General features: G+C 64.2%; 34 protein-coding genes. 15 read left to right on the forward strand and 19 right to left on the reverse strand.

What is annotated here, in order from left to right:
• Positions 1–5: 5 nt before the first annotated feature.
• The 3 genes from AC0NIL_RS14230 to AC0NIL_RS14240 all read right to left on the reverse strand — a co-directional run bounded on the left by AC0NIL_RS14230 (position 6) and on the right by AC0NIL_RS14240 (position 1322).
• The gene (locus tag AC0NIL_RS14230; protein ID WP_275952559.1) at positions 6–500 is read right to left on the reverse strand and encodes a GNAT family N-acetyltransferase; all 495 of its coding nucleotides are present in this window, start codon (positions 498–500) and stop codon (positions 6–8) included.
• Positions 497–787 (reverse strand): type II toxin-antitoxin system TacA family antitoxin, encoded by a 291-nt coding sequence (locus AC0NIL_RS14235; protein WP_013530564.1) that lies wholly within the window; start codon positions 785–787, stop codon positions 497–499. Before AC0NIL_RS14235 ends, AC0NIL_RS14230 begins: the two co-directional genes overlap by 4 nt.
• 85 nt (positions 788–872) lie before the next feature.
• Complete coding sequence (locus tag AC0NIL_RS14240; RefSeq protein ID WP_473572198.1) at positions 873–1322, reverse strand: universal stress protein; 450 nt, start codon at positions 1320–1322, stop codon at positions 873–875.
• Positions 1323–1529: 207 nt separating this feature from the next.
• Here AC0NIL_RS14240 and AC0NIL_RS14245 point away from each other — a divergent pair, with 207 nt between their 5' ends.
• Complete coding sequence (locus AC0NIL_RS14245) at positions 1530–2111, forward strand: histidine phosphatase family protein (protein ID WP_275952560.1); 582 nt, start codon at positions 1530–1532, stop codon at positions 2109–2111.
• 29 nt (positions 2112–2140) lie between these two features.
• Here AC0NIL_RS14245 and AC0NIL_RS14250 read toward each other — a convergent pair whose 3' ends face one another.
• A complete protein-coding gene (locus AC0NIL_RS14250) occupies positions 2141–2542 on the reverse strand; it encodes a VOC family protein (RefSeq protein WP_013530567.1) in 402 nt (133 codons plus the stop codon).
• Between the two features lie 120 nt (positions 2543–2662).
• Positions 2663–3415, reverse strand: coding sequence for a pseudouridine synthase (locus AC0NIL_RS14255; protein ID WP_275952561.1), 753 nt, complete (start codon positions 3413–3415; stop codon positions 2663–2665).
• A gap of 158 nt (positions 3416–3573) precedes the next feature.
• On the opposite strand from AC0NIL_RS14255, the gene AC0NIL_RS14260 reads away from it, so the two are divergent.
• Positions 3574–4020, forward strand: coding sequence for an SRPBCC family protein (locus tag AC0NIL_RS14260; RefSeq protein ID WP_063168649.1), 447 nt, complete (start codon positions 3574–3576; stop codon positions 4018–4020).
• Positions 4021–4061: 41 nt separating this feature from the next.
• Here the strand turns inward: AC0NIL_RS14260 and AC0NIL_RS14265 are convergent, their stop codons facing one another.
• A complete protein-coding gene (locus tag AC0NIL_RS14265; RefSeq protein ID WP_032898616.1) occupies positions 4062–4904 on the reverse strand; it encodes a helix-turn-helix transcriptional regulator in 843 nt (280 codons plus the stop codon).
• A gap of 78 nt (positions 4905–4982) precedes the next feature.
• Between AC0NIL_RS14265 and AC0NIL_RS14270 the strand changes: the two genes are divergently transcribed.
• Entirely contained in the window at positions 4983–5867 is an 885-nt protein-coding gene (locus AC0NIL_RS14270) for an SDR family oxidoreductase (protein WP_024501766.1), read from the forward strand.
• A 112-nt stretch (positions 5868–5979) separates the two neighbouring features.
• Here AC0NIL_RS14270 and AC0NIL_RS14275 read toward each other — a convergent pair whose 3' ends face one another.
• Positions 5980–6681, reverse strand: coding sequence for a RibD family protein (locus AC0NIL_RS14275; RefSeq protein ID WP_013530572.1), 702 nt, complete (start codon positions 6679–6681; stop codon positions 5980–5982).
• Between the two features lie 56 nt (positions 6682–6737).
• On the opposite strand from AC0NIL_RS14275, the gene AC0NIL_RS14280 reads away from it, so the two are divergent.
• From AC0NIL_RS14280 to AC0NIL_RS14300, 5 genes are all read left to right on the forward strand, one after another.
• On the forward strand, positions 6738–7370 hold the full coding sequence (locus AC0NIL_RS14280) for a dienelactone hydrolase family protein (RefSeq protein WP_411970106.1): 633 nt from the start codon (positions 6738–6740) through the stop codon (positions 7368–7370).
• Between the two features lie 307 nt (positions 7371–7677).
• Positions 7678–8625, forward strand: coding sequence for a substrate-binding domain-containing protein (locus AC0NIL_RS14285; RefSeq protein ID WP_013530574.1), 948 nt, complete (start codon positions 7678–7680; stop codon positions 8623–8625).
• Between the two features lie 243 nt (positions 8626–8868).
• Entirely contained in the window at positions 8869–10437 is a 1569-nt protein-coding gene (locus tag AC0NIL_RS14290; RefSeq protein ID WP_275952562.1) for a sugar ABC transporter ATP-binding protein, read from the forward strand.
• On the forward strand, positions 10434–11450 hold the full coding sequence (locus tag AC0NIL_RS14295; protein WP_013530576.1) for an ABC transporter permease: 1017 nt from the start codon (positions 10434–10436) through the stop codon (positions 11448–11450). Before AC0NIL_RS14290 ends, AC0NIL_RS14295 begins: the two co-directional genes overlap by 4 nt.
• A 286-nt stretch (positions 11451–11736) precedes the next feature.
• Positions 11737–13026, forward strand: a complete 1290-nt coding sequence (locus AC0NIL_RS14300; protein WP_473572194.1) for a hypothetical protein — start codon at positions 11737–11739, stop codon at positions 13024–13026.
• Between the two features lie 27 nt (positions 13027–13053).
• Here the strand turns inward: AC0NIL_RS14300 and AC0NIL_RS14305 are convergent, their stop codons facing one another.
• The 4 genes from AC0NIL_RS14305 to AC0NIL_RS14320 all read right to left on the reverse strand — a co-directional run bounded on the left by AC0NIL_RS14305 (position 13054) and on the right by AC0NIL_RS14320 (position 15287).
• Positions 13054–13623 carry a hypothetical protein gene (locus AC0NIL_RS14305; protein WP_473572193.1) on the reverse strand — a complete coding sequence of 190 codons (570 nt, stop codon included), beginning with the start codon at positions 13621–13623 and terminating at the stop codon, positions 13054–13056.
• On the reverse strand, positions 13620–14249 hold the full coding sequence (locus AC0NIL_RS14310; RefSeq protein ID WP_063168643.1) for a hypothetical protein: 630 nt from the start codon (positions 14247–14249) through the stop codon (positions 13620–13622). Before AC0NIL_RS14310 ends, AC0NIL_RS14305 begins: the two co-directional genes overlap by 4 nt.
• On the reverse strand, positions 14246–14827 hold the full coding sequence (locus tag AC0NIL_RS14315) for a hypothetical protein (protein WP_024501759.1): 582 nt from the start codon (positions 14825–14827) through the stop codon (positions 14246–14248). The genes AC0NIL_RS14310 and AC0NIL_RS14315 overlap by 4 nt, the downstream gene beginning before the upstream one ends.
• A 91-nt stretch (positions 14828–14918) precedes the next feature.
• Complete coding sequence (locus AC0NIL_RS14320; RefSeq protein ID WP_473572191.1) at positions 14919–15287, reverse strand: hypothetical protein; 369 nt, start codon at positions 15285–15287, stop codon at positions 14919–14921.
• 187 nt (positions 15288–15474) lie between these two features.
• Between AC0NIL_RS14320 and AC0NIL_RS14325 the strand changes: the two genes are divergently transcribed.
• Entirely contained in the window at positions 15475–15777 is a 303-nt protein-coding gene (locus AC0NIL_RS14325) for a hypothetical protein (protein WP_275952567.1), read from the forward strand.
• 64 nt (positions 15778–15841) lie between these two features.
• Here AC0NIL_RS14325 and AC0NIL_RS14330 read toward each other — a convergent pair whose 3' ends face one another.
• A complete protein-coding gene (locus tag AC0NIL_RS14330) occupies positions 15842–16546 on the reverse strand; it encodes an XRE family transcriptional regulator (RefSeq protein ID WP_013530583.1) in 705 nt (234 codons plus the stop codon).
• 309 nt (positions 16547–16855) lie between these two features.
• Between AC0NIL_RS14330 and AC0NIL_RS14335 the strand changes: the two genes are divergently transcribed.
• Positions 16856–17005, forward strand: a complete 150-nt coding sequence (locus AC0NIL_RS14335) for a hypothetical protein (protein WP_473572190.1) — start codon at positions 16856–16858, stop codon at positions 17003–17005.
• Positions 17006–17117: 112 nt separating this feature from the next.
• Positions 17118–17786 (forward strand): GcrA cell cycle regulator, encoded by a 669-nt coding sequence (locus AC0NIL_RS14340; RefSeq protein ID WP_063170293.1) that lies wholly within the window; start codon positions 17118–17120, stop codon positions 17784–17786.
• Positions 17787–18035: 249 nt separating this feature from the next.
• On the opposite strand, the gene AC0NIL_RS14345 is transcribed toward AC0NIL_RS14340, so the two are convergent.
• Both AC0NIL_RS14345 and AC0NIL_RS14350 read right to left on the reverse strand, forming a co-directional pair.
• Positions 18036–18344: a DUF982 domain-containing protein gene (locus tag AC0NIL_RS14345; protein ID WP_032898671.1), complete on the reverse strand. Its 309-nt coding sequence runs from the start codon at positions 18342–18344 to the stop codon at positions 18036–18038.
• Positions 18345–18452: 108 nt separating this feature from the next.
• Complete coding sequence (locus AC0NIL_RS14350; RefSeq protein WP_473572189.1) at positions 18453–18734, reverse strand: DUF982 domain-containing protein; 282 nt, start codon at positions 18732–18734, stop codon at positions 18453–18455.
• Between the two features lie 251 nt (positions 18735–18985).
• Between AC0NIL_RS14350 and AC0NIL_RS14355 the strand changes: the two genes are divergently transcribed.
• Positions 18986–19588: a DUF6456 domain-containing protein gene (locus tag AC0NIL_RS14355; protein WP_127370037.1), complete on the forward strand. Its 603-nt coding sequence runs from the start codon at positions 18986–18988 to the stop codon at positions 19586–19588.
• Between the two features lie 55 nt (positions 19589–19643).
• On the opposite strand, the gene AC0NIL_RS14360 is transcribed toward AC0NIL_RS14355, so the two are convergent.
• From AC0NIL_RS14360 to AC0NIL_RS14375, 4 genes are all read right to left on the reverse strand, one after another.
• Positions 19644–19949, reverse strand: a complete 306-nt coding sequence (locus AC0NIL_RS14360; protein ID WP_027160843.1) for a hypothetical protein — start codon at positions 19947–19949, stop codon at positions 19644–19646.
• Positions 19950–20060: 111 nt separating this feature from the next.
• On the reverse strand, positions 20061–22031 hold the full coding sequence (locus AC0NIL_RS14365) for an acyltransferase family protein (protein WP_064994078.1): 1971 nt from the start codon (positions 22029–22031) through the stop codon (positions 20061–20063).
• Between the two features lie 217 nt (positions 22032–22248).
• Complete coding sequence (locus AC0NIL_RS14370) at positions 22249–22542, reverse strand: hypothetical protein (protein ID WP_013530594.1); 294 nt, start codon at positions 22540–22542, stop codon at positions 22249–22251.
• A gap of 162 nt (positions 22543–22704) precedes the next feature.
• Positions 22705–23451, reverse strand: coding sequence for a helix-turn-helix domain-containing protein (locus tag AC0NIL_RS14375; RefSeq protein WP_127367426.1), 747 nt, complete (start codon positions 23449–23451; stop codon positions 22705–22707).
• A 228-nt stretch (positions 23452–23679) separates the two neighbouring features.
• Between AC0NIL_RS14375 and AC0NIL_RS14380 the strand changes: the two genes are divergently transcribed.
• Complete coding sequence (locus tag AC0NIL_RS14380; RefSeq protein WP_473572187.1) at positions 23680–23967, forward strand: hypothetical protein; 288 nt, start codon at positions 23680–23682, stop codon at positions 23965–23967.
• Here the strand turns inward: AC0NIL_RS14380 and AC0NIL_RS14385 are convergent, their stop codons facing one another.
• Entirely contained in the window at positions 23968–24711 is a 744-nt protein-coding gene (locus AC0NIL_RS14385; protein WP_224621894.1) for a Crp/Fnr family transcriptional regulator, read from the reverse strand. It abuts the gene before it with no gap.
• A gap of 519 nt (positions 24712–25230) precedes the next feature.
• On the opposite strand from AC0NIL_RS14385, the gene AC0NIL_RS14390 reads away from it, so the two are divergent.
• A complete protein-coding gene (locus AC0NIL_RS14390) occupies positions 25231–25473 on the forward strand; it encodes a hypothetical protein (RefSeq protein WP_198032077.1) in 243 nt (80 codons plus the stop codon).
• Complete coding sequence (locus AC0NIL_RS14395; protein WP_473572185.1) at positions 25470–25676, forward strand: hypothetical protein; 207 nt, start codon at positions 25470–25472, stop codon at positions 25674–25676. The genes AC0NIL_RS14390 and AC0NIL_RS14395 overlap by 4 nt, the downstream gene beginning before the upstream one ends.
• The last annotated feature ends 59 nt before the right edge of the window (positions 25677–25735 follow it).

Below are 25735 nucleotides of genomic sequence, written 5' to 3' on the forward strand. Positions count from 1 at the left end.
AGTCGTCAGCCAATGCTTTCGCTGAGATCAGCGAGCGTGACCATGAGTGTCAACGGCTCGACCGGCGAGGGCTCGAACCCGATGGTGATGTAGAAAGCTCGCGCATCGTCGGAAATCGCATGCACCACTATGCCTTTGATGCCCAGTATTTCAGCAGCCTGGAGAACTCGTAGACCGGCATCCCTTACCAGCGCCCGACAGATGCCCCGACCGTGATAGGCTTGGTCTACGGCCAACCTGCCTAGCACTGCGACGGGGATCGGATCGGGCATGTTGCGCCGGAAACGGCTGGAAGCTTCGACCATTTTCACGGCGCCGCTGGCAACGGCATAGTAGCCAATCACACGGTTGCCTTTGCAAGTCACATAGGTCCGGGATGCACCGCCCGCTTGATTGGTGCGAGCACGTTTTTTCAACCAATCGTCGAGCGCTGTAATGCCCGACGAAAATTCCCCGAGTTCGTGATGATCCGCGAGTGGAACCGGGACCGACAGCGTCACGCAGCTTCCCACGGAGCCTTTGTCGTCATCGTGCGGCGCAATCGGTCGTTGGGCTGCGGCGGCGCGTCGAGGCGTGCCAGAAACGCAGCGTAGACATCTGGTTCGACGGTAAACACGAGACGGTTGAGCAACGCTTCCTCAGCGGCGCGTTGCGAGGCTTCAAGCATGAAGTCGGTGCGATTCTTACCGAGCAATTCGGCTGCGCGGTCGATCAGATTGCGAACTTCCGGCTTGACGCGGATGTTGAGCGGAACGCTCTTCGGCACCGGATGATGTGACGTTGGCATGGACGGCTCCTTCGTTGCGCATATCTAGCACAGCGTAACGACATTGTCATTACCCGTTCGATGGAGCATGCGATCCGTAGTAGCCCTACCGCACGACCAGCACCGGGATCTCCGTGTAGGACAGCACTTCCGCCGTCTGGCTGCCGAGGAGCAGCTTGCCTAGTCCGCGGCGGCCGTGCGAAGCCATCACGATAAGGTCGCAGTCCAGCGCCTGCGACAGTTCCAGGATCGCCTCGGCGGGCCTTTTGTCCTCGACATGCACGACCTCCGCCGAGACGCCGGCGGCGTCGGCCGATGCCTTGCACTTGTCAAGAACTTCCTTGGCGTATTTGCGCGCCTCTTCCTGATAGGCGGCCAGTTCATCGCCGGCGGCGTAGCCGGCCATGGCGCCGCCCCAGGCGAAGATCGGGAATTGTTCGGAGACGGTGATGAAAGTAACAGAGGCGCCGAGGCCCTTGGCCAATGTCAGGCCGTGGGTAACGCCCTTGTCGGCCAGTTCCGATCCGTCCGTGGCGATGAGCAAATGTTTGTACATGATGACATGACCTGTTGCGCAAGGGCCGATGCCCTTGAGGTGGCGGGAGCCTGTGGAGGGCTGGCCTTGATATAGTTGCGGCCTCGGGCCGATCACAGGGCCGGCCCCGCCGCGGATCAAGGCCAGGCGACCACGCAGTCTTGTACCAAGCGGATTCCCCTTTGCCGCATCGTCGCCTAAGGTGCCGGTGACATTGAAAGGCAGTCCATGAGCAACCCGTATCCGCAAATCCATCTGGTCCGGCATGGTGAAACGGCGTGGAGCCTTTCGGGGCAGCATACCGGCCGCACCGACATGCCGTTGACCCCGGTTGGCGAGGCCGCCGCGCGGGGTCTCGCGGACAGGCTCGAGGGCCTGTCTTTTTCGGCGGTATGGTCGAGCCCGTCGCAGCGCGCCTACAACACCAGCGTACTGGCCGGCTTCGGCGCGCAGAGCGTCAAGAAGGACGATCTGCAGGAGTGGGACTATGGCGCCTATGAGGGGCTGACGACAAAACAGATCCTGGCCGAGCGCCGCGGCTGGAGTGTGTTTCGCGATGGGTGTCCAAAGGGCGAGATGGCGGCCGATGTCGGCGCGCGGGCCGACAGGATTATCGCTGGGCTGCGCGAGGCCAATGCCAGCATATTGGTGTTTTCCAGCGCACATTTTCTGCGCGTGCTGGCGGCGCGCTGGATCGGGCTGCCGCCGGAGGGCGGCGCGCTGCTGGTGCTCGATACGGCCAGCATCAGCGTGCTCGGCTACGAGCATGATTTGAGCGAGCCGGTCATCCGGAAATGGAACCAGAAATAGAGCAGCTTCGGCAGCGGCGCCGCTTACGCCTATCTGTCGAATTTCCTGATCGCCTCAGCGGTTACCGGCGTGAAGAAATTCACCAGATTGCCGTCAGGGTCGCGAAACAGCAGCGAGCGGTTGCCCCAGGGCATGGTGGTCGGCTTCTGCACAGTGATATTCCTGAGGAGGTCCGAGAGCCTGGCGAATTCAGCATCGACGTCGCCGACGCGGAACTCGATGATGGCGGTGTGGTTGTCGGCGGGGCGGGCGATGTCGCCGCCGAACAGCATCAAGGTGCGTGTGCTGCCGATTGCCAGCGTGCAGGTCGGCGTCGCCAGTTCGGCGAAGTCTTCCGTGTACACCGTCACGGGCATGCCGGTGATCTCACCGTAGAAGTGAACGAGACGCTGGACGTCCGACGTGATGATGCGGACGGAGACGAAATTCATTGCATTGGCTCCCTGATCGTTGAAGCCGTGGCCGGCTCCCATCCGACCTATAGGCCAGGCCTGCTGACAGCTTTCCGTCAGGAGGGATCGCCGTGCGCCTGCACCAGCGGCACGCCCTGCTTACCCCCTCAGCAGCGCCAACTCTTCTGCTGTCAAATGCCGTGCCGTACCCTTGGCGAGGTCGCCGAGCGGCAGGCGGCCGATGGCGATGCGGATGAGGCGCAGGACCTCGACGCCGTGCGCGGCGAGCAGGCGACGGATGTGGCGGTTACGGCCTTCGTCGAGCATGATCTCCAGCCAGGCGGTGCGGCCGCCACTGCGCAAAAGTTCGATCGCGTTCGCGGTGAGCACCTCGCCGTCGACGATCACGCCGGCGCGCAACGTCTCCAGCATCGGAGCATCCGGTACCGTGCCGATCTGCACGTGATAGGTTTTCGGCAGATGCGAAGCCGGGTCCATCAGCCGGTTGGCAAACCGGGTGTCGTTGGTCATCAGCAGCAGGCCTTCGCTCGCCTTGTCGAGGCGGCCGACCGGGGAGACGAAGGGCAAGTCGAGCCCTTCGAGGCAGGCATAGACGGTGTCGCGCTGCTGCGGGTCGTCGCGGGTGGTGACCAGCCCGCGCGGCTTGTTGAGCATGAGGTAGACCTTGCGCTCGGCAACCACCGGCCTGTCGTCGACGACGATGCGGTCGCGGTCGAGGTCGACGCGCAGCGCCGCATCGCGCACCACCTTGCCGCCGACGCGCACGCGGCCTTCGGCGATCAGCACCTCGGCCTGCGTGCGCGAGCACAGGCCGAGCTTCGACAGCGCCCGGTTGAGACTGACGCCGGGCGCCCCCTGCCTGCCGCTCTGCCGTGTCTGCCGTGGTGTCATGGTGCCGCCTGCGCTGGTGGAGCCGACAGATGCCACGGGCTGCAATGGCTTCGCAAGCGTGGTGCTGTCTTCCTATACAGGGCAAGGGGCAATGGCGGCATCCGTACCGCCTGGAACAGCGATATTGTCGCCGCCGCATCCGCTATAATCTGCACCCCATGAGTGAGTCCGCTGCGCCGATAACCAAGACCGTCGTCATCGGTGCCGTGCCGGCCAAGGTCTGGCGGATACTAACGACGCCAGAAATGATCCCGCAATGGATGTCCGACGAGGAGTTGACCGTCAGCCTGCAAGGGCAGGCCGGCGGCGCGATCGTCATGCGCGGACTGCTGCACGGAATACCGTTCGAAAACCACGGCACCATCCGCACTTTTGAGCCGGGAATGAGCTTCGCCTACAGCTATTGGAGCACGCTGTCGGCCTCGCGTCTGGCGGACGTGCCCGAAAATCACACCGTGGTCAGCTTCGACCTGGCGCCGGCGGATGGGGGAACACTGTTGACACTGACGCTCAGCGACTTCGCCGAACCGGCGATCCGTCCGCACGCCAATCTCTACTGGGGACCGACCTTGCAGATCCTGAAGGCGGTCTGCGAGCGCGCTTGAGAGCGGGCGGGAGTCATCGCAGCGGATAGGTCGTCCCGCCCTTACTCTTTGGGGTATCGGGCGAGAGCCAGCGCGCGGATGCGGTCGGCGACGGCGCTGTCGACCGGGTTGTAGACGGTCAGGCTCAAATCCGGCCGGCCGTCGACCGCGAAGCCCGAATATTCCAGTTCGATATCGCCAAGTTCCGGGTGCTTCAGGCGCTTTGTCCCGTCGCCATGGCTGAGCACGCCGTTTTCCCGCCACAGGGCGGCAAACTCGGGGCTGGCGCTGCAGAGTTCGTCGACGAGTTCACGCACCTCGGAGACAGCGCCGGCGCGTGCCGCATCGGCCCGGAACGCGCCCACCACGAAACGGGCGAGGTTTTGCCAGTCGTGCTGCCTGGCGCGGATATGGGGACTGAGGAACATGAAGCGCAGAATGTTGCGCTCGCCCTCGGGCAGGGTGCTGTAGTCGGTCAGAACGACCCTCGCGGCACGGTTCCAGGCAACGACGTCCCAGGTGGCGGTCCTGACTATGGCGGGGCTGGCATCGAGCGTGTCGATGAGGCGCTGCAGCCGGGGGCTGACGCCTTCGACGCCCCTGTAGCGGACCTCGGGCGGGCGCCCCAGCCCGAGCATGAAAAGATGTTCGCGCTCCGCCTCGGTCAGCAGCAGCCCCTTGGCGATGCGGTTGAGGACATCGGCCGAGGGTGCGCCGCCGCGGCCCTGTTCCAGCCATGTGTACCAGGTCGGGCTGATGTTGGCGCGCTGCGCGACCTCTTCGCGGCGCAGCCCCGGCGTGCGTCTGCGTCCGGAAAACCCGAATGATGCGGGATCAAGCCGGGTGCGCCGGTCTTTGAGGAACGCTGCTAGTGAGCCGGAATTGGAGGGCATCCTGTTAGCCATTATACCACGATAAGATCACTACTTTAATAGAATAATAGACCGGCAATATTATGCAGGCAACTGTACAGGAGATTTTGCATGCGTATCTTTCTCACCGGCGCGACCGGTTTCATCGGTTCGGCGATCGTTCCCGAACTCATCAAGGCAGGCCACCAGGTGGTCGGCGTGACCCGCTCCGACGCCGGCGCCGAGGCGCTGGCCGCCGCCGGTGCTGAAGTGCATCGCGGAACGCTCGAGGAGCCCGAAGGGCTGTGCGATGGCGCGGCCAAGGCGGACGGCGTGATCCACACGGCATTCGACCACGACTTTTCGCGGTTTGCCGAGAATTGCGAAAAGGACAAACGCGTCATCGCCGCACTGGGCGCCGCGCTCGCCGGCTCCGACCGGCCGCTGGTGATCACCTCCGGCGTCGGCATGGGCAGCCCCGGACATGGCCAGTTGGCGATCGAGGACGTCTTCAACGCCAGCCATCCCAATCCGCGCATCGCCTCGGAGCTGGCCGGCAATGCCTTGCTGGACGCCGGCATCAATGTGTCGGTGGTGCGGCTGCCGCAGGTCCACAATCCGGTCAAGCAAGGCCTTATCACGCCGCTCATCGAGATCGCGCGTGAAAGGGGCGTCTCGGCCTATGTCGGCGAAGGCCGCAATCGCTACTCCGCGGGCCACCTCCTCGATGCGGCGCGGCTTTACCGGCTCGCCGTGGAAAAGCGGCAGCCGGGCGCGCGCTATCACGCGGTCGGCGAGGAAGGTGTCGAAGTGCGCGCTATCGCCGAGGCGCTCGGCCGGGGTTTGAAATTGCCGGTGGTTTCCATTGCGCCGGAAAAGGCGGCGGAGCATTTCGGCTGGATGGCGATGTTCGCGCCGATGGATCTGCCGTCCTCCAGCGCTCTGACCCAGGCACGGCTCGGCTGGCACCCCACCGGCCCGACGCTGATCGCCGATCTCGACGCCATGCGGTATTGATGCGCTTAGCAACGCTCGAGGTGAGCCGAAGTCTCTGACTTCGTCATCCCTGGACGAAGCAGGAGCGCAGCTCCGTCGCGGAGACCCTGGGCCACGCCGCGACCTTTCGGGATTATGCTCCAGGGCTGACCGCGTAGCGCAGATGGACGAGCCCATGCGCCAGCGCCTCGCAGCTCTTCAGGGACAGCTGCGTCTTGCCCGCCAGGCCGCTCTCGCCGAACTCGACGAAACCCTGATTGGCGGCCCGCCCGTCGATCGCGGGTGCAACGAGAAGGCTCAATTCATCGACGAGCCCGGCGGCGAGGAAGGAACCGTTGATGCTGGCGCCGCCCTCGAGCAGCAGCCGGCTTATGCCGAGTTCGCGTCCGAGGACCTCAAGCATGGCGGCGAGATCGATATCGCCGGTTTCCGCGACGATATAGGACACGCCGTCGGCGGCAAGCTCTGCCAAATGGCTGTCGGCAACGTCGCGCCCAAGCAGCACCACGACATGGTCGCCACCGATGTCGGGTTTGGAAAAGTGAAGCTTGCCCGAGGCATCGAGCGCCACGGCATAACTGCCCGCACCTATTTGCGCGAAATGATAGGGCCGGTCGACCTTGCCGGCATTGGCCGGCGGATGCGCGCCGGCCTTGCTCATCTCGGCCATGGTGACGCGCCCGACGATCCAGGCATCAGCCGCGAGATCATTATGGATATGCTCGTAGAGGCTCGACCACTCGGCCCGGGTGCCATCGGGGCTCGAGGTATAGCGGCTGGGGTGGAGGCTGCCGTCAAGGGATGCCAGCATATGGCAGATGATTTGCGGCTTCATGTTGTTCTCCAGTCGAGTGCTTTGGGTTCAGTCCAAAGTAGTGCCACGCCGGGAGAATGGAAGCCGCACGCCTCATGACGTACCCAGCCGTTGAGACGGCATGTGCCGGCAGGTATCATGACCGGATGTCCGCGAACATAATCCTGTTTCATTCGGTTCTGGGGCTGCGCGAGCACGAGCGGCATCTCGCTGGAAAGCTGGGCGCCGCCGGTCACGCCGTTTCGCTGCCGGACCTCTATGCGGGCGTGGCGACGGACGATCTCGAGCAAGGCTTCGCGATCAAGGCGCGGATCGGCTGGGAGGTCATTTGCCAAAGGGCGCGCGATGCCCTGGCCTCGACGCCCGGCGATACGGTGCTGGCGGGGATTTCGATGGGTGCAGGCGTGGTCGCGTCAGTCTGGGCCTTGCGGCCGCTGACGGCCAAGGTGCTGCTGTTGCATGGGCTGGCAACCGTGCCTGCGAACATCCGGCCCGGCCTGCCGGTTCAATTGCATGTCGCCGACACCGATCCGTTCTTCCCCGAGCCGGATGTCCGCGCCTGGCAGCACGCCGCCGAGGCCGCGCAAACCGATGTGCGGATCTTCCGCTATCCAAACTCGGGACATTATTTCTCGGATCCAGCTCTGCCCGACTACAACGACACAGCCGCGGCGCTGCTTTGGCAGCGTGTTCTGGCGTTCCTGGATTGAGAAGCAGAAGGGCGGCCTTGCAATGGAAGGTCTTCCGACAAAGCGGCTCCCACGCCGGAAATCCAAAATCCGACAATTCCGATAATTTGCCTGGCACCGCTGTTATATCGATGTTGCACAAATGGTTGGCCCTGGGTTAGCATCCCTGCGCAGGCGTCGGTGGGAGGCTCTTTTTACAGCGGCGGCCAGCTGGAGCGGCATGCGTTTTCGGGCGCAGGGAGGATGCTCCACACTTTGAACCGACGCATGATCCTTCCTGAAACCGATCCCGGTTTTCGGGTCGTGCGTTCTTGTGGAGGAGGATCCCATGAACAGACGTGAATTCCTGCTGTCGTCCGCGGCTTTCGGCGCCATGATGGTTGCCGCGCCTTCTGTGTTTGCGCAGGACAAGCTCACCATCCTTGGCTCGGTGCCCAGTCTCGGCTTTCCGTTCTTCGTGCACATGCTGAACGAGATCAAGGCGGAAGCCGCCACGCAAGGCGTCAATCTGACCGAAAGCGACGGCCAGAACTCGGCCACCAAGCAGACCGCCGACATCGAGGCCGCCCTGGTGCAGAAGGTCAACGCCATCGTCATCTCGCCGCTCGACGTCAACGCCCTGGCGCCGGCCATCGAGGAAGCGGTCAAGGCCGGCGTTCCCGTGGTGACGATCGACCGCCGCGTAGACGGCGTCGAGGGCATCCTCGCCCATGTTGGCGCCGACAATGTGAAGGGCGGCGAGGCGGAAGCCAACGCCGTGGTGGCGGCGTTTCCCAACGGTGCCAAGCTGTTCCATCTGCAGGGCCAGCCCGGCGCCGGCCCGGCGATCGACCGCAACAAGGGCGTGCACAATGTGCTCGATCCTCTGAAGGACAAGTATCAGATCGTCTTCGAGCAGACCGCCAACTTCGCCCGCGCCGAGGCGCTGTCGGTGACCGAGGCTGGCCTTGCCGCCAACGGCAAACCCGACGCCATCGTCTGCGCCAATGACGACATGGCGCTGGGCGCCATGGAGGCTTGTGCCGCGCGCAACTTCACCGACGTCAAGATCTACGGCTTCGATGCACTGCCCGAAGCGCTGGTCGCCGTACGCGACGGCAAGCTTGCGGGCACGGTCGAGCAATTCCCCGGCGAGCAGTCGCGCACTGCGGTGCGCATCGCGGTGGCCTTTGCCAAGGACAAGACCGAGCCGAAGGAGAAGCTGGTGCTGCTGACGCCAATCGTCATCGGCAAGGACAATCTCGACAAGGCGGAGCGGATTGGCGAGACGAAGTAGGGTTTGGCGGGGATCGGCCGATTGGCAAAGCCGGCGGGACAGCGCCCCCCTCTGTCCTGCCGGACATCTCCCCCTCAATGGGGAGATCGACTGTTCCTCCTGCTTTCGCCAGTTCCCAAATGTTGAAAGAAAAGGTGTCGCCGGTGACACAGCCAATCTCCCTTGAGGGGGAGATGTCCGGCAGGACAGAGGGGGGCGTTCAAGCGCTGACAGGCGACATCAACTGCATGGAAGGAGCCACCCTTGCCGCCAGCCGCTGAAGCCGCCTCGCCCGAACCCATCCTGCTTGCCGTCGAAGGCATCACCAAGCATTTCTCGGGCGTCACCGCGCTCAGCGATGTCTCGCTCGATATCCGCCCCGGCGAGATCCTCGGCCTGCTGGGCGAAAACGGCGCCGGCAAATCGACGCTCTTGAAAATCCTGTCGGGTGTGATGCCGCCATCGGGCGGCCGCATCACTTTCGACGGTGCCGATTATCATCCCTCCAGCCCGCAGGATGCCAAGCGGCTTGGCATCGTCACCATCTATCAGGAACTGAGCCTGATCCCGACGCTGACTGTGGCGGAGAACATTTTCATCGGCCGCGCGCCGATCGGCCCGCTCGGGCTGGTGAGTTGGCGCAAGATGGAGGAAGATTCCCGCACGATCATCGCCCGCGTCGGTCTCTTCATAGACCCGATGACGCCGGTCTCGGCATTGTCGGTGGCCGAGCAGCAACTGGTCGAGATTGCTCGGGCGCTGTCGCTGGAAAGCCGGCTGATCATCATGGACGAGCCGACTTCGGCGCTGACCGAGACCGAGGTGCAGCGGCTGCTGTCGATCATGGACCGGCTGCGCAAGGACGAGGTCGCCATCATGTTCGTCACCCACCGGCTGGAGGAAGCGTCCGCCATATGCGATCGCATGACGGTGCTGCGCGACGGCAGGCTTGCCGGCCACCTTAACCGTGAAGGCGGGCCGATCGCGCTGCCCAAAATCATCGAGAAGATGGTCGGCCGCGCGGCGTCCGAGCTCTACGCCCGGCCGGCGCAACGCGCGGTGGCCGGCGATGTCGTGCTGTCGGTGCGCGGCCTGCGCACTGTGCGCGACCCCGAGGCGCCGCACGCCATCGTGCTCGACGGCGTCGACATAGACCTCAAGGCTGGTGAAATCCTCGGCGTTGCCGGGCTTGTCGGCTCAGGCCGCACCGAACTGGCGCGCGCTATCTTCGGCGCCGACCGCATCGCGGCCGGCACCATCACGCTCGACGGCAAGCCGATCGCCCCGTCATCACCCGCGGACGCCATTGCGCTCGGCATCGGCCTGGTGCCGGAGGACCGCAAGCACCAGGCGATCTTTGCCGCGCTGGGCATCCTGCCGAATTTCTCCATCGCTTCGCTGGGCAGCTTCAGCAACGGTTTCGGCTTCATGGCCGAGCGGCGCGAGCGCGATGCGCTGTCCGGGTTTCGAAAGATGCTGTCGATCCGCATGGCTTCGGCCGAGCAGGCGATCGAGGGCCTGTCGGGCGGCAACCAGCAAAAGGTGATCCTGGCGCGCTGGCTCGCGCGCGATCCGAAAGTGCTGATCGTCGACGAGCCGACGCGCGGCGTCGATGTCGGCGCCAAGACCGAGGTGCACCAGATCCTGGTGCAGCTTGCGGCGCGCGGCATTGCGGTGATGATGATCTCGTCCGAACTGCCCGAGGTGCTGGCGGTTTCGGACCGCATCGTCACCATGCGCCGCGGACGCATCACCGGCCAGATGCCGGGCGTCGAAGCAAACGAGGAAAGACTGATGGAACTGATGGCACTCGACCGCAAGGAGACACTATGAGCGTGGCGGGGGAGCAGGATCAGCGCGGCGGCATCAACTTCGCGCGGCTTTTGATGAGCTTCGGGCCGCTGCTGTTCCTGGTGGCGCTGATCATCGTCTTCACGGTGCTGAAGCCGAGCTTCATGGACCCGATCAACCTGTTCAACATCACAAGGCAGATCTCGATCACCGGGCTGATCGCGCTCGGCATGACCTTCGTCATCCTTACCGCCGGCATCGACCTGTCGGTCGGCTCGCTGCTCGCCTTCTGCGGCATGGTCGCCGCCGTGGTCGCCAAGGGCGGCACGGCCAACACGCTGTCGCTGTCGACGAGCGGCACGCAAGGGTTCGGCTGGTTCGCCGCGCTGCTGGCCGCCATCATCGTCGGAGCCGCTGCCGGCGGCGTGCAGGGACTTGTCATCACCCGGCTGAAAGTGCCGCCCTTCGTCGTCACGCTGGGCGGGCTGACGGTGTTTCGCGGGCTGACGCTGACCATCTCCAATGGCGGCCCGATCTCGGGCTTCGACGCCTCGATGCGCTGGTTCGGCACCGGGCTGATCGGCCCGGTGCCGGTGCCGGCGCTGATCTTCGCGGCGGCCGCCATCCTGTGCCACATCGTGCTGCGCTACACGCGCTATGGCCGCGCCGTCTATGCCGTCGGCGGTAATGCGGAAGCAGCGCGGCTGTCGGGCCTGCGCGTCGACCGCATCCTGGTCTCGGTCTACGTCATTGTCGGCTTCTTCGCCGGGCTCGCGGCCTTCGTGCTGTCGGCCAGGCTGAACTCCTCGGAAGCGGTGGCGGGCATCGGCTACGAACTAACCGTCATTTCGGCCGTCGTCATCGGCGGGACCTCGCTGTTCGGCGGCATCGGCTCGGTCGGCGGCACGGTGGTGGGCGCGGCGCTGATCGGCGTGCTGCAGAACGGGCTGCAGTTCAACAATGTCTCGTCCTACACGCAAAGCATCGTCATCGGGCTCATCCTGATCCTGGCGGTGGCGTTTGATCGGTGGCTGAAGTCGCGGGTGCGACGGTGAGGGGCGAAGGGAGATGTTAACGCCCAGGCGCCCCCCCCTCTGTCCTGCCGGACATCTCCCCCTCAAGGGGGGAGATCGGATGTCATGACTGCTTTCGCTAATTTTCAACGTTGAAGAGAAAGCGGCGAGGACGAAGCTGCTGATCTCCCCACTTGAGGGGGAGATGTCCGGCAGGACAGAGGGGGGCGCCTCGCTCTGCCCCCTGGCAGGAGACCCCACCCCATTCCTTGCAAAACAATCATGCTTTGCTAGAAAGATTTGGCGGGTGGCATCGTGAGAGAACCTCATGTTTGCCGATATCATCAGACCGATCACCCTAGGTTTTTCGCTGCTGCGGCGGTTCTGGCCGCAGCTCATGGCACTCGTGCTGGCCGGCGTGATGGTCGGCGATCTCCTCATGCTGCTGGCGGCGAAGGTGGCGCTGGCCAATCACTTCGCCGGGTTGGCGATGCTGACCCTGGTGGCGCTGGCGCAGCTGGTGGTGACGGTGGCGATGTTCCACGTGCTGCGCCCCGGCCTGCCGCATGTGCTGGCCGCGCAGCGCGGCGCCGACAAGGCCGCAACCACCGAGGCGCAAACGAAGCCGGGTGCCGAGGCTGACCGGCGCGGCTCGCGGCTGGTGCGGATGATCACCATCGCGCTTCTGCCGTTCTTCGCCTATTATGCCGCCTGGGGATTTCTGGGCGACATCGTGCGGCAATATTCGCGCGAAACACTCGACCAGGCCGATTTCGGCCAGAGCGCTGATGTGCTCGACGTGCTCGACTCGCGCTGGCTGCTGATCTCCGTGGCGGTGTCCTGGCTGATCCGCCGGCTGGCCAAATTCATGCAGGCTAGGACAGGTGCCGAGTCGTTCTGGCAGATCGTGGTGGTGATCTGCGAGACCAACTGGATCTTCGTCGGTCTCTACGTGATCAGCCGCTGGAAGGATTCGGCCCTGCAATGGCTGATGAGCCGCAATTTCTGGTCGGCCCTGCAGGCATCGGTGGACGGGCTGGCAAACCCGGTGCCGATGGCCTCGGCCGCACCCATGGTGCCGGTCGAGATCTCCTCGATCGCGCCGTCGACGGCTGCGATCAACCTGTTCTTCTTCATGCTCCTGCCGCTGATCTGGCTGGTGATGACGGCGCTGATCTACGGCTATGACGTGCGCGACGATGCTGCCCTGATGCGCGTGCACGGCCGGCTGGAGCGTGTCGGCCGGCGCTATGCCGGGCTGCCGAAATTCCTGCGCGATTTCGTCGAGCATTTCATCGCCGGCTACCGCTCGCGCTATCTGCCGATCGCCAACGGCGTGCGGCTGACGGTCAGCGCCAGCCTGGTGCTGTTGTGCACGCTGGTGGTCGGCTACCGGTTGCTCGACTGGGGCGCGGCCTGGCTGTGGCTCGGCGCGACGCGGCTGATCGGTCCACACGAGCTCGATATCTGGCAGATTTTTTCGCATGCCGTGACGCTGCTCTTCGGCAGCCCGTTCCAGGATTCCTCCACCGGCATCCTGATCGAGCCGCTGCGCATATGCTTTCTCGCCGCCGTGCTGGAGACGGCGTTTTCGATGGCGAAGCGGGCGGGGAAATGAGCTTTCTTTACGGGGAGAAGGATGCTGTCACTTCGGCGGCCGCTGAAAACGCAGGAACCAGGGGCGCTCGCTGCCCAGGCCAATGGCTGGGCGGATGGTCTCGATGGCATCCTCGGGCACGATGAAGGTCCCGCCGACGCTGATGATTTCGCCCTTTTTGGCGCCGGAGAAGATCGCCGAGGTGCAGTTCATCACGCCGTCCGGCAGGCTGACGCCGGGGATGAAGTCGGGCAGCCAGCGGCGGCCGGCGGCGTCGGTCAGCATCACCTTGCAGCTCAGCCACTGCTTTTGCAGATCGGGATCGCCGACCGTGACGGCGAAGGTGGCGATGACGGCCATGGCATGGTCGGGCAAGCGGCCGGCCTTGCCGCCGCGCAAATCGGCCAGCCGCCATTCGCTGCCGCCGAACGGCGCGCCTTGGCCAAACTCGACATCCCTGGCGATGAGGTCCTCGCCATGCAGCCATTCACGGATGCTCTCGTAGCTGGTTTCGGCCAGCGTCAGCGGCAGCAGGATAGCGAGCGCGGCAAGACCGCGCCGTCGCCATTTTTTCTCGCCACCGCCGGCTGGGTCGATGTCGGTTGAAACCGCGCTCATGTCTTGCCCTGCCGTGTCTGGCCCTGCCGTGTCTGGCCCTGCGGCGGTGCAGGAGCGTCGAGATCGTATAGCGGCAAGACATCCGCCGGTTGACCATCGGCACCGGTCGGAACGGCATCGAGGCTGATGCGAGCCTGGGCGTCGAGCGGGCCGAACTGACGTGCGGCGATAAGCAGGCTGGCGCCTCGGATCTGGTCGGCCGGCAACTCGAAGACGAACAGGCCGCTTCTCTCCAGCCCTGGATCGACGGCATGTGGCGGCATATCCTGGCGATAGCTGAGCCGCTCCGTCTGGCGGTAGCGCAGGCCGGTCGGGCCTTGCCAGGTGCCGTCGGCGACCGTGGTGGAGGTGCTGGTGGCGGTGAGATTGGTCGCTGCCACCGCCCACAGGCCGCTGGTGGTCAGCAGCCTTTCCTGGCCGAACTGGTTGGTCTTCAGCGTGCGCGCAAAGACCATTCTGTCGAGGCGGACATCGAAGCTGCGCGCCCGCACCGTGTCGTGCATGGCGCCATCAATGGGGATCGGCGCGGTGAGTTCGGCATAATGCGGCTTCGACACCTGCATGCCGTAGCTGAGCACCACGGTGGCGGCGACGATCAGGAGATTGCCGATGGCGCGGATCCTCATGAGCCGCTCTCGGGCAGGTCGGCGACCGGCATGGTGACGGTGCCGAGCCGATAGGGATTGAACCAGCCCGGCGTGCCGTAAAGATTGTCGCGCGGCTTGAAGATCTCGGCGGTGACGCCGAAGCTGAGATTTGCCGGCACGGCGGCGTTACCGGCAAGCGGCCAGACATAGGCCATGCGTTCGGTCATGCCGGGATGCAGTTCCGGCGTCAGCGTCGAATCGCGGGCCAGCGCGATCATCGGCGTGGAATCGGGCAGGTCGATCCCGTCCGGCTTGAAGACGTTGAAATAAGCCTTGTCGGATTGCGCCGTGCGATTGGTCAGATCGGCCTCCAACACCAGCGCCTTCTGGCCTGGTTTCAGCGCCACGCCATAGAGTTTGGCGCGGCTGACATAGGCGCGCGCGGGCTGGACCCGCCAGCGCCCGGCATCGATGGCGGCATCGGGCGGCAATTGCGGCGGGGCGTGGGCGGGCAGGGCGCCGAACGCGCCCATCAGGCCGGCGACGAGCAGGGCGGCGATGGTTCCCGCGCCGGCCGTTATCCAGGTTTGAAATTTTGAGCGGGCAGTCTTGAACATTCCAAACTATGCACGTCGAACGGTCAGCCACCCCTGCGCAGTCTAGAAAGAAAAAATGGCTGATGGAACCCGCAAATGGCTGGTCCAGTCCTCACACCGCTTCCCTTGCCCAGAGCCTGTGGCTATGGCGGCGGAAATAGCGCGCCACCAGGCGCTGCTGCTTGGCCCTGATCAGGTCGGGCAGGCGCCGCTCCTGGCGCCAGCGCGGTATGTTGCGCCAGCAGGCTATGAAGCGGGCGGCGTCCTCGATTACCTCCTGCGCCGAGAGTGCCGGACCGATAGCGGCCAGGAACAGCGCCTCCGACGGTTTCAACTCGTCGATCACCGCCTTGCGCCTGACGTGATCCTGACGGGCGTGGGCGATGCCGCTGCGACGGATTGCTTCGAAGGCTTCAAGCAAGGCCAGGCTGTCGCCGGCGTAGCCGCAGGAACGGGCAAAATCGGCGGCAAAAGCGTCCATTATCGCTCCCGGGTCTGATGCAGTGGGCAGGTCCGTGCCCGACTCACATTTTCATACATTTATGAAAGCATAACTCAAATTACGCCAGAAGAAAAACTTCTGGGAAAGTTTGAAAACTGCGACTCGACTCCCGGCGTAAAACACAGGAATATGCGAACAAATCAGGAACAAAGACGAGGCAGGGGCGATGGCATTGCCGGGCAAGGAACCAACGATCGCGCATGTCGCCTCGATCTCGGTCGAGTGCGCCGATTGCGGCCGCAATAGGTGGTGGCGACCCGATCAGCTGAAGCGGTTCGGGGTGACGGGGAATACGCCGCTGTCCACTCTGTCGGGCCGCATCGTCTGTTCGGCCTGCCGCGCCGACGGACTGCCGGGGACGGCGATTTCGATCCAGGCGGCGTTTATCGACGAGCGCCAGCGCGTGCGCAGCGAAGCGCGGATGCTGAGCGACAGGGATGTGCCGCTGGAGGGATCGCGGCGGGCTTGAGTGGGAGGGTGCCAGCGCTGGTTCTTCCTTCTCCCGCAGGGGGAGAAGGAAGAGCGTCCCTTGCTCAATACCCCAGCAATTCCTTCAGCGGAATCACGCGCCAGACATGTTTGATGGCGTAGCGGTTGAAGGTCAGCGTCTTCGGCGGGTTGTACTGCTCGACGACCAGCTCGCCCGCCGTGCGCTTGACCAGCTTTTTGATGAAGGCCTTGCCGTTGCGCTCGTTTTCCTCCGGGAAGGTCTCGATCACCACATGGTCGCCCGGTACGGCGTCGCGGCCGCCGCAATAGATCAGGTCGCCGGGCTCGTAACGCGGCACCATGGAATCCGAGAGCACGTGCAGGGCGAACACCTTCGGCAGGTTGCGCACGCCCGGCGGGCGCTGGACGTAACCCGCCGGCTCGCCGTTGAAGGTGAAATCGCCATCGTCGCCACCGACGGCCGCGCCCAGCACCTCGATGTCCATCGAGCTGGCGGGTAGCGGACCTGCATCGGTGACGATCTCCGCATCGGCAACCGGTCCGGCATCGTCGAGAAACACGACCTGCCCCTGGCCCAGCGCAACCGGGTCGACGCGCAGGAAGGCGGCAGTCTTCAGCAGGTTCTCGGTCTTGGGCAGATTGCGGCCGGTTTCCCAGTTGCCGACGGCGGCGACATCGGTGTCGTTGTGCTCGGCGATGTGGCGCATGACCAGGCCGCGCTGCTTGCGCGCCTTGCGGATCGCCGCTCCGACCTTGATCGACAGTTCCGTTTTTGCCATGGCGCCCATGTGAGGGATGAAAGCCGCTCTCGTCTATGAAAGAATGGCTTGCATCTATTTTCGAGTTATGCTTATATCCGGTCATGCAAAACCTGTCCAGCTTTGATGGCGCCGAGTCGCCGGCCTCACGCGACGCGCGCCCGGCGGTCATAACCGCCCATTCCCTTTCATCCCGGCCGTCCTCCTCCCCGGCCCGGATGAAGCCCGAGGCCCAGTGCCTGACCGCACGAGCCTCGGGTCCGGTCCGCCGCCTGTCTCCGGCGACCGGAACGGCCGGAGCCGCCGCTCCCAGCGGCTTCGGCCCCCAATTCGGCCGGCATGGCGCCGGCGCTGTTTTTGCGGCAGGCCGACGGCACCGTCATCCTGTTCGACAGGCTGACGGGCAGGGCGGTTTCCGCCCTGGACAGAAACACGGCCGAAGCGCGGCTTCTGCACCTTGCCGGCGGGAAATCGGTCCAAGCCGGCTGAGGCTGGCCGGCTGAGAGCCGGCTCTTGAAAAACAACTGACTGCGGCCTGGCGACCGGGTCGAACCTTGACGCTGCCCGACGGCGCGCGGCCGAACTTTGGATGGAGCTGGATATGGCAAGCTATAGCGACGCGGAATTGCACGAGATCGCCCGCTGGCTGAAGGATGGGTTCTCAGCCTCCAGGATTGCAGTCGCGTTCAGCGCGTTGCGCGGCAGTCCGGTGTCGCGCGACGCCATCATCGGCATCGTGCACCGCAACGCCATGCTCGGCGCGATCGGCTTTGCCAATGGCAAGGGGCCGCCGCCGCGATCCAGGCAGGCCGTGGGCAAGCGCGCTGGAAGCAAGCGGGCGAGTGGCGCGTCGGCGAAAGCGACGCCTGTCGTCGGCAAGATGGAGGGCGTGCTTGCCGCCAAGGACATCCATGCGCGTGAAGTGGCCCGGCCCAGGCGCGCGCATTCGTTCGTGCGCGAGGTGGGCGTGCTGATCGCCGACGGCGTGGCCTATCGCCTGGAGGCGCCGGCGCCGCCGCGCGCGGCCATCGGCCGGCAGCCGCATGGCGTGGCGATGCGCTTCATCGATTGCCTGTTTTCACGCTGCCGTGCGCCGCTGGATCTGACGGTGGAGGGGGATCCGGACATTTCTATTGCCGAAGAGGGGGCGCCAGGCAGCCGCCCAGGTGCCGACATGCTGTGCTGCGGCATGCGCACCGGGGCGCTGAAAAGCTATTGTACCTACCACCAGGCGCGCTTCCAGCGCCGCGTATTTGTTGCGACGGGGTGAGGTTTGATCTCTTCTCCCCCGTTCACGGGGAGAAGGTGCCGGCAGGGCAATGAGGGGCAGCGCTGACGAGGCAGGATGGAAGCTGACATGAAATTCAAGCATCCGATTCAGATGCCACTTACCGAAGCGCTGGCGCCGCCCCTCATTGCCCTGCCGGGCGTTCGCTGTTCGAAAAGCCAAGCAATTGGCTTTTCGTCCGCTGCGCGGATCACACCTCACCCCCGTAAACGGGGAGAAAGAAGCAAAGCCCTATTTCGGCATCTGCCGGCCTTGCTTGGGCGTGCGGCTCTGCATGCTCCTTGCGTCCATCGCCATCGGCGGGTTGCCCTCGCCGACCAATATGCCAGTCACCCGGGCAAAGCCGGTAAACACCTTCATGGCGTCGGCTTCGGAAATCTGGGCGGCGATCGCCGCGCTGCAGGCGTTCAACGCGCTGCGGTAGACATGGCCGCGCCGCTCCAGCGGCCAGCGCTGGAGAAAATCGGCGGCTTCGCTGACGCTTTCGATCTCTTCGATCTCATCTTCCACCCGCACTTTGAGCGGCACTCCGGTTTTCATCGTACCCACGGCGTTCACCTTCGCTTTGCGCGCGGCTCCAGCTACCGCACCCATAAACGCGCCCCGCTGGGGGCCGGTTGCATCAATTTTTCGGCCGGCGCCCGCTCCTCACGGGCTAGCCACCGCATCCAGCCAGGCATGGGCGCGGCTTTTGGGTCTGTCGACCAGTATGTTCTGCTGCTTGGCCGCCCTGGTGAAGGCGTCGAACGCGATGCGCTGGCAGCAGATGCCGTCCACGGCGAGCGTAACCAGCCGGGAAGCCTCGAGATAGCCAGGCGCTGTCTTGTCGGGCCATTGGTGGCGCAGTGCCTCGGCGGCTCCGGCCACCGAACTGACCAGCATGGTTTTGTTGTCGCAAAAGCGCACGGTAACCGGCATGAAGGCTGTCATCGGCGAACCTCCCCTTGGCATGGACGCGACATAACGTCGAAAACTCGCGCCGGTTCCATCAGCCTGGATGCCGGACGGCAGGGATGCTGGCGCGGCGGCGAAGAGGCGACGACCTACGGTTCATTGAAGGCCAACCGAGCAGCGCTCCGCTCCGCTCTGCCACCGCGTGGGGAGATGCCCGGCAGGGCCGAGGGCGCGCGAAGGATCGCCACTTGCCGGCCTCCACCACCCATCCCAACCAGGAGCCTCCCATGAGCAAAAAGACCAGACCCGCAAAACCGCAGGCGCCGAAATTGCCGAAGGGCGAGGCCGAGCAGGTGCGCATACGCCGCGAGATCGGCCATGATTTCGCGCTCAGGGATGACGCCTTCGGCCGCAAGCGGCTGGCAGCGGGCACGCTGGAGGCTGCGCGTGTCTACGAAGTGTCGAATGACGGCTACGCCGCGACCGGCGGCATCGTGCGGCTGCGCGCCATCGATGCGCTCGTCGGCATCACTTCGCTGTCGCGCCAGCAGCGCGAGGCAGGCCTGCGCTACCGCGAGGATTTCCGCTGCAGTCAGCAGGCTGATGTCAAGCCGATGCGCTGGACCGAGCGCATCGACGGCGGCCGCGAGGGCGGCGGCATCGCCGACAGCGTTCTCGACGCCGGCAGGGCCTATGCCGCCGCCACAAGAGCGTTAGGCCATTGGGAGGTGGCCGCCGTGGTACGACAAGTCTGCTGCGCGGACGGTTCCCTCAAGCGCCTGTCCGAGCAGACCGGCGAGGGCCGGAACGTGGTGACGAAGCTGCTGAAGGTGGGGCTGGATCTGCTGGCGGTGCATTATGGGATGATGATGAGGAGGCGGGTGGGGTGAGCGGCGCAAATATCCGGCCGGCGGCGCCGGCCGGATCATTTTTCACAGGATCAGATCATCGGCAGACGCGGATTTCCTCGACGATCCTGTGGTGATGGCGCCAATGCTTGACCAGTGCGATGTGGCAACGGTGGTGACGGTGGTAATAGCGCGGCCTGTAGCCGTTGTCATAGGCGTCGTACTGGTAATAAGGGCGATAGTAGCGATCGCCATAGTCGTAACCATTGTAATAATCGTCGCCGTAATAGTCGTCTGCATAGCCGCCAATGCCGATACTGATACGGCTGCGGGCGTCGGCGGGGGCGATCATCGCCGCCGCCGAAGCAATGGCGATAACCGAAACAAGCAGGAGCTTTTTCATAGCTGCCTCCTTTTCAAGGTTAGGCTAATATAACTGCCGAGTTGCAGCCTCGTTCCACAGATTCGTAAGATGTGACGAACAATGCAGACCGGGGCGCAGATGCCCAGGCGTCTAAAACAAGGCCCTCTCCAATGGCCCCGCCAGTGTCTCGGCAAAGCCCGTCGCCAGATGGTGCCTGTCACGAAACGCCAGCTTGCCTGATATGACGACGTGGCAGGTGGTCGGGCCGCAGAATTGGTTGGTGAGGTCGATGTAGCGGGTGTCGGGCACGCTGGTCACCACGGCGCGCTCGGTGGCGGCGGTGCTGTCGTTGGCGGCTTCGGCCCTTGGCGTGTCGCAGTGCGGCGAGGGTGCCTCGCGCCACCACAGGGTGCGCGCCACGCAGGAGCCGGCGAAGCTGGCGTTGATCGGCGTGTCGCGGATGACTGCCGTCTCGACACCGGCCCGGCTGAAGGCCTGCAAGGTCGAGCGCAGGCCGGCCTGCCAGCGCGCTACTTCGGCGGTGCGTTCGGCGGCGGGCAGATCGCGGGTCAGATTGCCGATGGAAAATTCGGAGATCACCACCAGGCGCGGCTTGCGGCGGATGATCTCTGATATGGCCTGCTCGCGCCAGGCGTCGCATTCGGTGTAGTCGCGCTTCAGCACCGTGTTGAAGGTGGAGAGCCGCGAGGCGCGGCACGATGATTTGAGGTAGGTGACCACCTTGGTGTCGTTGCGCCTGGCTGCTTCGATCAGCGGCGTCGACCAGTGGTCGGCGTGCGAATCGCCAAACAGCACGATGGTGCGGGTGGCATCGGCCGGGCCGAATGTGCAGGGTTTCGGCGTCACCGTTTGGAAGTCGGCCAGGCAGTTCTTGTCGACGGCCCGCGCGATGGAAGGTCTTTCGGCCGCCTGCTCGATGCCGCGCTGCTCGGGACCGATGTTGCGCGTGGCCAGATGCGCATTGGCGTAGGCGACCGCCACGCCGGCACCGGTCAGCGCCAGCGCGGGTGCGAGCGCGCGAGCGCCCACCGTCAGCCAGGCGCCGCGTCGTGCCGGGTTCTCGATGAGGTGATAGGTGAGCACCGACAGCGCCAGCGCCAGCACGCCGCAGCCCAGCCGCTGCGGCACCGTAAGATCGGGCGTCAGCATCCCGGCGTAGACGATGACCGGCCAGTGCCAGAGATAGAGTGAATAGGAGAGCGTGCCGATCCATTGCAAGGGCGGCAGCGACAAAGCGGTGGCCGGGCCAAGGACGTGCCGGTCGGTCCGCCCGTTGGTCTGTTCCCCGCAGCCGCCGCTCAGCAGCACCAGCACGGTGCCGGCAACCGGCAGCAGTGCATACCAGCCGGGGAAGGGCAGGTCCTCGCTCAACAGGCGATAGGCCGTCGCAATCAGCGCCAGGCCGAGCCAGCCAAGGGCTGGCCGCAGCCAGATGCGGTGCTGCAGCAAAGCCATGGGGACCAGCGTCGCCAGGCCGCCGGCAGCGAACTCCCAGGCGCGCAGCGGCGAGAAATAGAAGGCCCAGGCCGGCGCCGCGCTGGTCAGCCACAGGCAGGCGGCGAAGGAGGCGAGGCCGACCACGCCGATCATGGCTGCGGCCGTTCGCCGGCCCGGCCGCAGCCAGGCGGCCAGCAGAAGCAGCGCCGGCCAGGCTAGATAGAACTGCTCCTCCACCGACAGCGACCAGAAGTGGATGAAGGGATTGCTGGTGGCGTCGGCGGCGAAATAGTCGAACGACCAGCGCAGCAGCCACAGGTTGATGGCATAGGCGGAGGCAAACATGGCGCCGCGCGAATAGAGCGCCTGCTCCTGCGGCGCCAGGATGAAGTAGCCGGCGGCCAGCGTGACCAGGATGACGAACAAAGCTGCCGGCAGGAGCCGCCGCGCGCGCCTGGCATAGAAGCGCCAGAGGTCGAGCCGGCCGGTCTCGCCGAGCTCCTGCATGAGGTGGGTCGATATCAGCCAGCCCGAGATGACGAAGAAGATGTCGACGCCGGCAAAGCCGCCGGGGAGCGCGGTGAGGCCGAAATGGTAGGCGACGACGCCGCCGACGGCGAGCGCGCGCAATCCTTGTATGTCCGGCCGGAACGATGCTGCCACGACGGCTCCCTCGTGCAAGCCCAGCCCCTGTGCAATGTCGGCGGTGCAGGCCGATATCGCAATGCAACAAATTTATCGCAGTGCAACATGGCAGAAATGGGGAGATGGGCCGGGTGCCGGCCGGGCCCGATCCTTGCGTGGCTGGCTTGTCTGCACACCTGCGGCAGACGCAAAACAGCCCCGCGCGGGGCTGTTTCTCATTCGGGTTGCTGGACTGCTACTTGCTGCCGCCGTTCGCTTTCACGCTGCTGCAGAATTCGGGATGGCTGTTGGCCGCAGTGGCGTCCTTCGCCTCGTCCTCGCAGGCCTTCATCATCGCGGTCTGGTCGTCCGGCGTAAGGGCCTTCCAGGCTTTCACGAAGTCGTCGTTGCTGACCATCGTCTTCATGCTGCTATCGGTGTAGAAGGGCTGCATCTTGGCTGGATCGTCGAGAGCCGACGTTTTGGCAAACGCCGCGCCGCCGACCATCGAAAGTGCCATGGCGCCCAAGCAGATCATCTTGATGTTCATGGGTACTCTCCTGTTGCTTTGGGATCGTCGAAGCAACGATCCATTGGAAAACGACAGGTTTGGGTGAAAGTTCCGGCATTTTTTGCGCAAAAAAGCCGAAACGAGGAAAAATATAGCCGAAAAACTTGAAACTTTCCCCGATTTTTCCCGTAGGGGGCGAGTTTATCGGGTCTCTCGTGCGAGACTGACCACCAGTCGATCGACGCTGGGGTCGTCGAGGCTGACGATATGGGCCATCTGCAGCGCCCGCTTCATGCTGACCCTGGTGACGTCCTGCCGCATGATGACCGGCACAAAGGCCGGCCCCGATCCTGTGAGGACGATCGCCTTGCCGACCAGAACCGGTTCGGAGATGGGAGCCCACTGTACGGTCATGATCGAGGGCTCGCTTGTCTGGCGGCGGTTGATGCCTGTGAAATAGATCCAGTTCAGGCGCGAGATCGCTACGCCGTAGTGGTTGCCGGGCATTCTGGCGCCACCCTGGCCATCGCCCGGGGCCCACCGCGTCACCCGCCGGAAGGTGACCAGCTCGGCCTCACGTCGCAGGAAGGTGACCGAGCGCATCAGAAGGTCGGGGCGGCCGGGAACCGAAAAATAGGTGAAATAAGTGCCGCCGGCGATGGCGGGCGACGGCGGCCGCACCATGTTTTCGTACAGTGCCTCGCGCAGCGATGCGTTGCCGTCGCCCTTGGCTGGGGGAATAGCCGGCTCGCGATACAGCTCGTTTTCGTCGATCTTGAAATAATCGCAGATCAGCCTGGCGGTGGTTTTGTTGGGCACCGCCTTGCCTTGCAGATAGCGCTCGAACTGGGTGCGATTGATGCCAAGCTCACGGCACACCGCGCTGACGGAAGCGTGGCGCTGGACCAGCCGCCTGAGATTGGCGGCGAGATTCTCGCGAATTGGCACGACATCTCCCCGACAGACGTACGGACCAGTATTCAAGCGATAGCTTATATACACTTGCATGCCGTGGCGCTGGCGCGAAGATGGACCTTTGGCCAATAGGCAACGATCCCGTAGAGCGTAGGCTGTACGATTCTGACAGTCCGGCTATGCAAGCCGCGTAAATGGGCGTATTTCGGTGGCAAGAGCGACCTCGGATCGGCCTCTCGACATCCTGTAATGGAGGGCGGTTTGGATCATACCGACCTGGTCGAGCTTCTGGACTACACGCAGGCGCAATTGACGAAAATCCGCCAGGCGGTCGCGGCAAGCGATCACGCCGGTGCCATGTTCACCATTGATTGCCTTGTCGGAGCGGCGGCCGAGCAGACGAAGTGCAAGCTTGCAAGCCTGGAGCATGCCGGCTTGCCGATCAGCAAGGATGGGCCGATCGGCAGGGATGGGCCCATAGAAGGCGGTGCGGCACCGCCCGGCAAAGCGACATCGGGCAAGCCGGATGCCGGCAGCAGCCGCTCCTGATCAGGCCGCGCCGATCTCGCCGATCAGCCTTGCATATTCGGCCTCGGCTTCGCCGTAACTGCCATTGGCGAGTTCCAGCAGCCCGGCGCGGTCGCGAATGACGATCTCGCCCCGTCTCGAGCGAATCAACGCGCGGCCTTCGAGCAATTGAAGCGCGACGGTGACGCCTGGCCGCCTGACACCAAGCATGATGGCCAGGAATTCGTGGGTGATGGCGAGATGTTCGCCGGGCACCCGGTCGTCGCACATGAGCAGCCATCGCGCCAGCCGCTCCTCGAGCTTCAGCCGCGCGTTGACGAGCGCGGTGCAGCCGGCCTGGGTTTGTAGTGCGTTGACGAAGCGCAGCAGGAACATGCGCAAGGTCGTACTTGCCGCCAAAGCTGCCTTGAAAGCGCCGGCTTCGATGCGGATCGCTTCGCCTTCGAGTTGGACATAACAGGCATGCGGCGCACGGTCGTCGCCCATCACCAGGGAGTATCCCGTCATGCCTTCGAAGCCGATGAAGCCCACTTCGGCCTCTTGGCCGCTTGCCGTGCTGGCGACCACCGAACCAATGCCCTGTTCGATGAAGTAGACGGCCTCGATCGGAACATTCGGGGTCACCAGCATCATGCGCAATGGCAAGTCGCAGCGCTGCATGTGCGGCTCGAGCAACGCCAGATCATCCGCAGGCATGCGCCGCAGCAGTTGGTTTCGGTACGGATGGTTCCCGTCGGGATCAGAGTTTTTGTTGGGATCAGACATGGCGTGGCCCAATGCAGGGCAAGAGCCATCCAATCTCCCAGCCGTCCGTGCCCGTAAAAACGTGAGGACGATGGCCTATGCTTAGGGGCTCTGAACGCAGAAAGATATCAATGCGATATGAAATTCGAAGCACGGCGCCCCCCAACGCCTGTTCGCATATGAAAAGATCGGCCTGAATGTTAGTGTCGGAAACGTACCAAACGCCATTTGGTACAAAACCGACATATTTCACGAGAGCGCCGGATCACGCCGATAAAATCCGCTGGCCAATGAAAAGCGCCATGTCGCGCTGGGCCTGGGGACCGTTCGAAGAAGGGGGAGGACCGGGGGGAGAATTGTACGATAGTTACTGTGATGAAGGCCGATGTTGACTCTTGCTCAGCCCGATTTCATTTTTTGACCCACAGCGTCTAAAGCGCATCGCGTTTGATCCGATTTATGCGATGCGCTTTAGGGTCTTTGTTTATGCATGTCGTTCTCCCAAAGCCGAGGTCACCTTTGGACGACATGCATTAGAAAGTGGCGCTGCTCCGAAAGGGGCTTCTTATGTCGAGCCTTCGTAAGCGCAATCCCGGTCTCCATCCTTCCGATCTGCAACTGTGCCAGCGCGTCTTCGATCGGGTCTGCCTGGAGCGCAAATTTGATCGCATGTCGGGGGAGTCGGACGTGCAACTTCTGGCAGCCACGGTGTTTTCGCTGTTCCAGAATGGCTGCCGCAATGAAGGCGAGTTGCTTGAGAGTTTCAGGCGGACCCGCCAATGACCAAGGCCAGGATCACGTCCGCGGCACCGGCCGAAAACGAACCTTACGACGCTGCGGTCTTCGCCCGGAAATACGGCATGTCGCGGAAGGCCGCGAAGGTCGTGCTGTCCGCGAATGGACCGTCCAGAACAGCCTGTGACGCTGCCGCCCGCTCTTTTATGGAAGCGGTTGCCCGCAGAGCGAAGAGCAGCCATAAACACTGATGCTGCGCCTGGAGCGATTGCCGTCTCGCCGCCGACCCGCGGGCGCCTCCAATGCTACC

The sequence above is a fragment of the Mesorhizobium sp. WSM1343 genome (assembly GCF_055901535.1).

Excerpts from the sequence above, each read along its gene's own strand:
- AC0NIL_RS14235 (WP_013530564.1), bottom strand. The coding sequence starts at position 787 with ATGCCAACGTCACATCATCCGGTGCCGAAGAGCGTTCCGCTCAACATC.
- AC0NIL_RS14240 (WP_473572198.1), bottom strand. The coding sequence starts at position 1,322 with ATGTACAAACATTTGCTCATCGCCACGGACGGATCGGAACTGGCCGAC.
- AC0NIL_RS14245 (WP_275952560.1), top strand. The coding sequence starts at position 1,530 with ATGAGCAACCCGTATCCGCAAATCCATCTGGTCCGGCATGGTGAAACG.
- AC0NIL_RS14250 (WP_013530567.1), bottom strand. The coding sequence starts at position 2,542 with ATGAATTTCGTCTCCGTCCGCATCATCACGTCGGACGTCCAGCGTCTC.
- AC0NIL_RS14255 (WP_275952561.1), bottom strand. The coding sequence starts at position 3,415 with ATGACACCACGGCAGACACGGCAGAGCGGCAGGCAGGGGGCGCCCGGC.
- AC0NIL_RS14260 (WP_063168649.1), top strand. The coding sequence starts at position 3,574 with ATGAGTGAGTCCGCTGCGCCGATAACCAAGACCGTCGTCATCGGTGCC.
- AC0NIL_RS14265 (WP_032898616.1), bottom strand. The coding sequence starts at position 4,904 with ATGGCTAACAGGATGCCCTCCAATTCCGGCTCACTAGCAGCGTTCCTC.
- AC0NIL_RS14270 (WP_024501766.1), top strand. The coding sequence starts at position 4,983 with ATGCGTATCTTTCTCACCGGCGCGACCGGTTTCATCGGTTCGGCGATC.
- AC0NIL_RS14275 (WP_013530572.1), bottom strand. The coding sequence starts at position 6,681 with ATGAAGCCGCAAATCATCTGCCATATGCTGGCATCCCTTGACGGCAGC.
- AC0NIL_RS14280 (WP_411970106.1), top strand. The coding sequence starts at position 6,738 with ATGGAAGCCGCACGCCTCATGACGTACCCAGCCGTTGAGACGGCATGT.
- AC0NIL_RS14285 (WP_013530574.1), top strand. The coding sequence starts at position 7,678 with ATGAACAGACGTGAATTCCTGCTGTCGTCCGCGGCTTTCGGCGCCATG.
- AC0NIL_RS14295 (WP_013530576.1), top strand. The coding sequence starts at position 10,434 with ATGAGCGTGGCGGGGGAGCAGGATCAGCGCGGCGGCATCAACTTCGCG.
- AC0NIL_RS14300 (WP_473572194.1), top strand. The coding sequence starts at position 11,737 with ATGTTTGCCGATATCATCAGACCGATCACCCTAGGTTTTTCGCTGCTG.
- AC0NIL_RS14305 (WP_473572193.1), bottom strand. The coding sequence starts at position 13,623 with ATGAGCGCGGTTTCAACCGACATCGACCCAGCCGGCGGTGGCGAGAAA.
- AC0NIL_RS14310 (WP_063168643.1), bottom strand. The coding sequence starts at position 14,249 with ATGAGGATCCGCGCCATCGGCAATCTCCTGATCGTCGCCGCCACCGTG.
- AC0NIL_RS14315 (WP_024501759.1), bottom strand. The coding sequence starts at position 14,827 with ATGTTCAAGACTGCCCGCTCAAAATTTCAAACCTGGATAACGGCCGGC.
- AC0NIL_RS14320 (WP_473572191.1), bottom strand. The coding sequence starts at position 15,287 with ATGGACGCTTTTGCCGCCGATTTTGCCCGTTCCTGCGGCTACGCCGGC.
- AC0NIL_RS14325 (WP_275952567.1), top strand. The coding sequence starts at position 15,475 with ATGGCATTGCCGGGCAAGGAACCAACGATCGCGCATGTCGCCTCGATC.
- AC0NIL_RS14330 (WP_013530583.1), bottom strand. The coding sequence starts at position 16,546 with ATGGGCGCCATGGCAAAAACGGAACTGTCGATCAAGGTCGGAGCGGCG.
- AC0NIL_RS14335 (WP_473572190.1), top strand. The coding sequence starts at position 16,856 with ATGGCGCCGGCGCTGTTTTTGCGGCAGGCCGACGGCACCGTCATCCTG.
- AC0NIL_RS14340 (WP_063170293.1), top strand. The coding sequence starts at position 17,118 with ATGGCAAGCTATAGCGACGCGGAATTGCACGAGATCGCCCGCTGGCTG.
- AC0NIL_RS14345 (WP_032898671.1), bottom strand. The coding sequence starts at position 18,344 with ATGAAAACCGGAGTGCCGCTCAAAGTGCGGGTGGAAGATGAGATCGAA.
- AC0NIL_RS14350 (WP_473572189.1), bottom strand. The coding sequence starts at position 18,734 with ATGACAGCCTTCATGCCGGTTACCGTGCGCTTTTGCGACAACAAAACC.
- AC0NIL_RS14355 (WP_127370037.1), top strand. The coding sequence starts at position 18,986 with ATGAGCAAAAAGACCAGACCCGCAAAACCGCAGGCGCCGAAATTGCCG.
- AC0NIL_RS14360 (WP_027160843.1), bottom strand. The coding sequence starts at position 19,949 with ATGAAAAAGCTCCTGCTTGTTTCGGTTATCGCCATTGCTTCGGCGGCG.
- AC0NIL_RS14370 (WP_013530594.1), bottom strand. The coding sequence starts at position 22,542 with ATGAACATCAAGATGATCTGCTTGGGCGCCATGGCACTTTCGATGGTC.
- AC0NIL_RS14385 (WP_224621894.1), bottom strand. The coding sequence starts at position 24,711 with ATGTCTGATCCCAACAAAAACTCTGATCCCGACGGGAACCATCCGTAC.
- AC0NIL_RS14395 (WP_473572185.1), top strand. The coding sequence starts at position 25,470 with ATGACCAAGGCCAGGATCACGTCCGCGGCACCGGCCGAAAACGAACCT.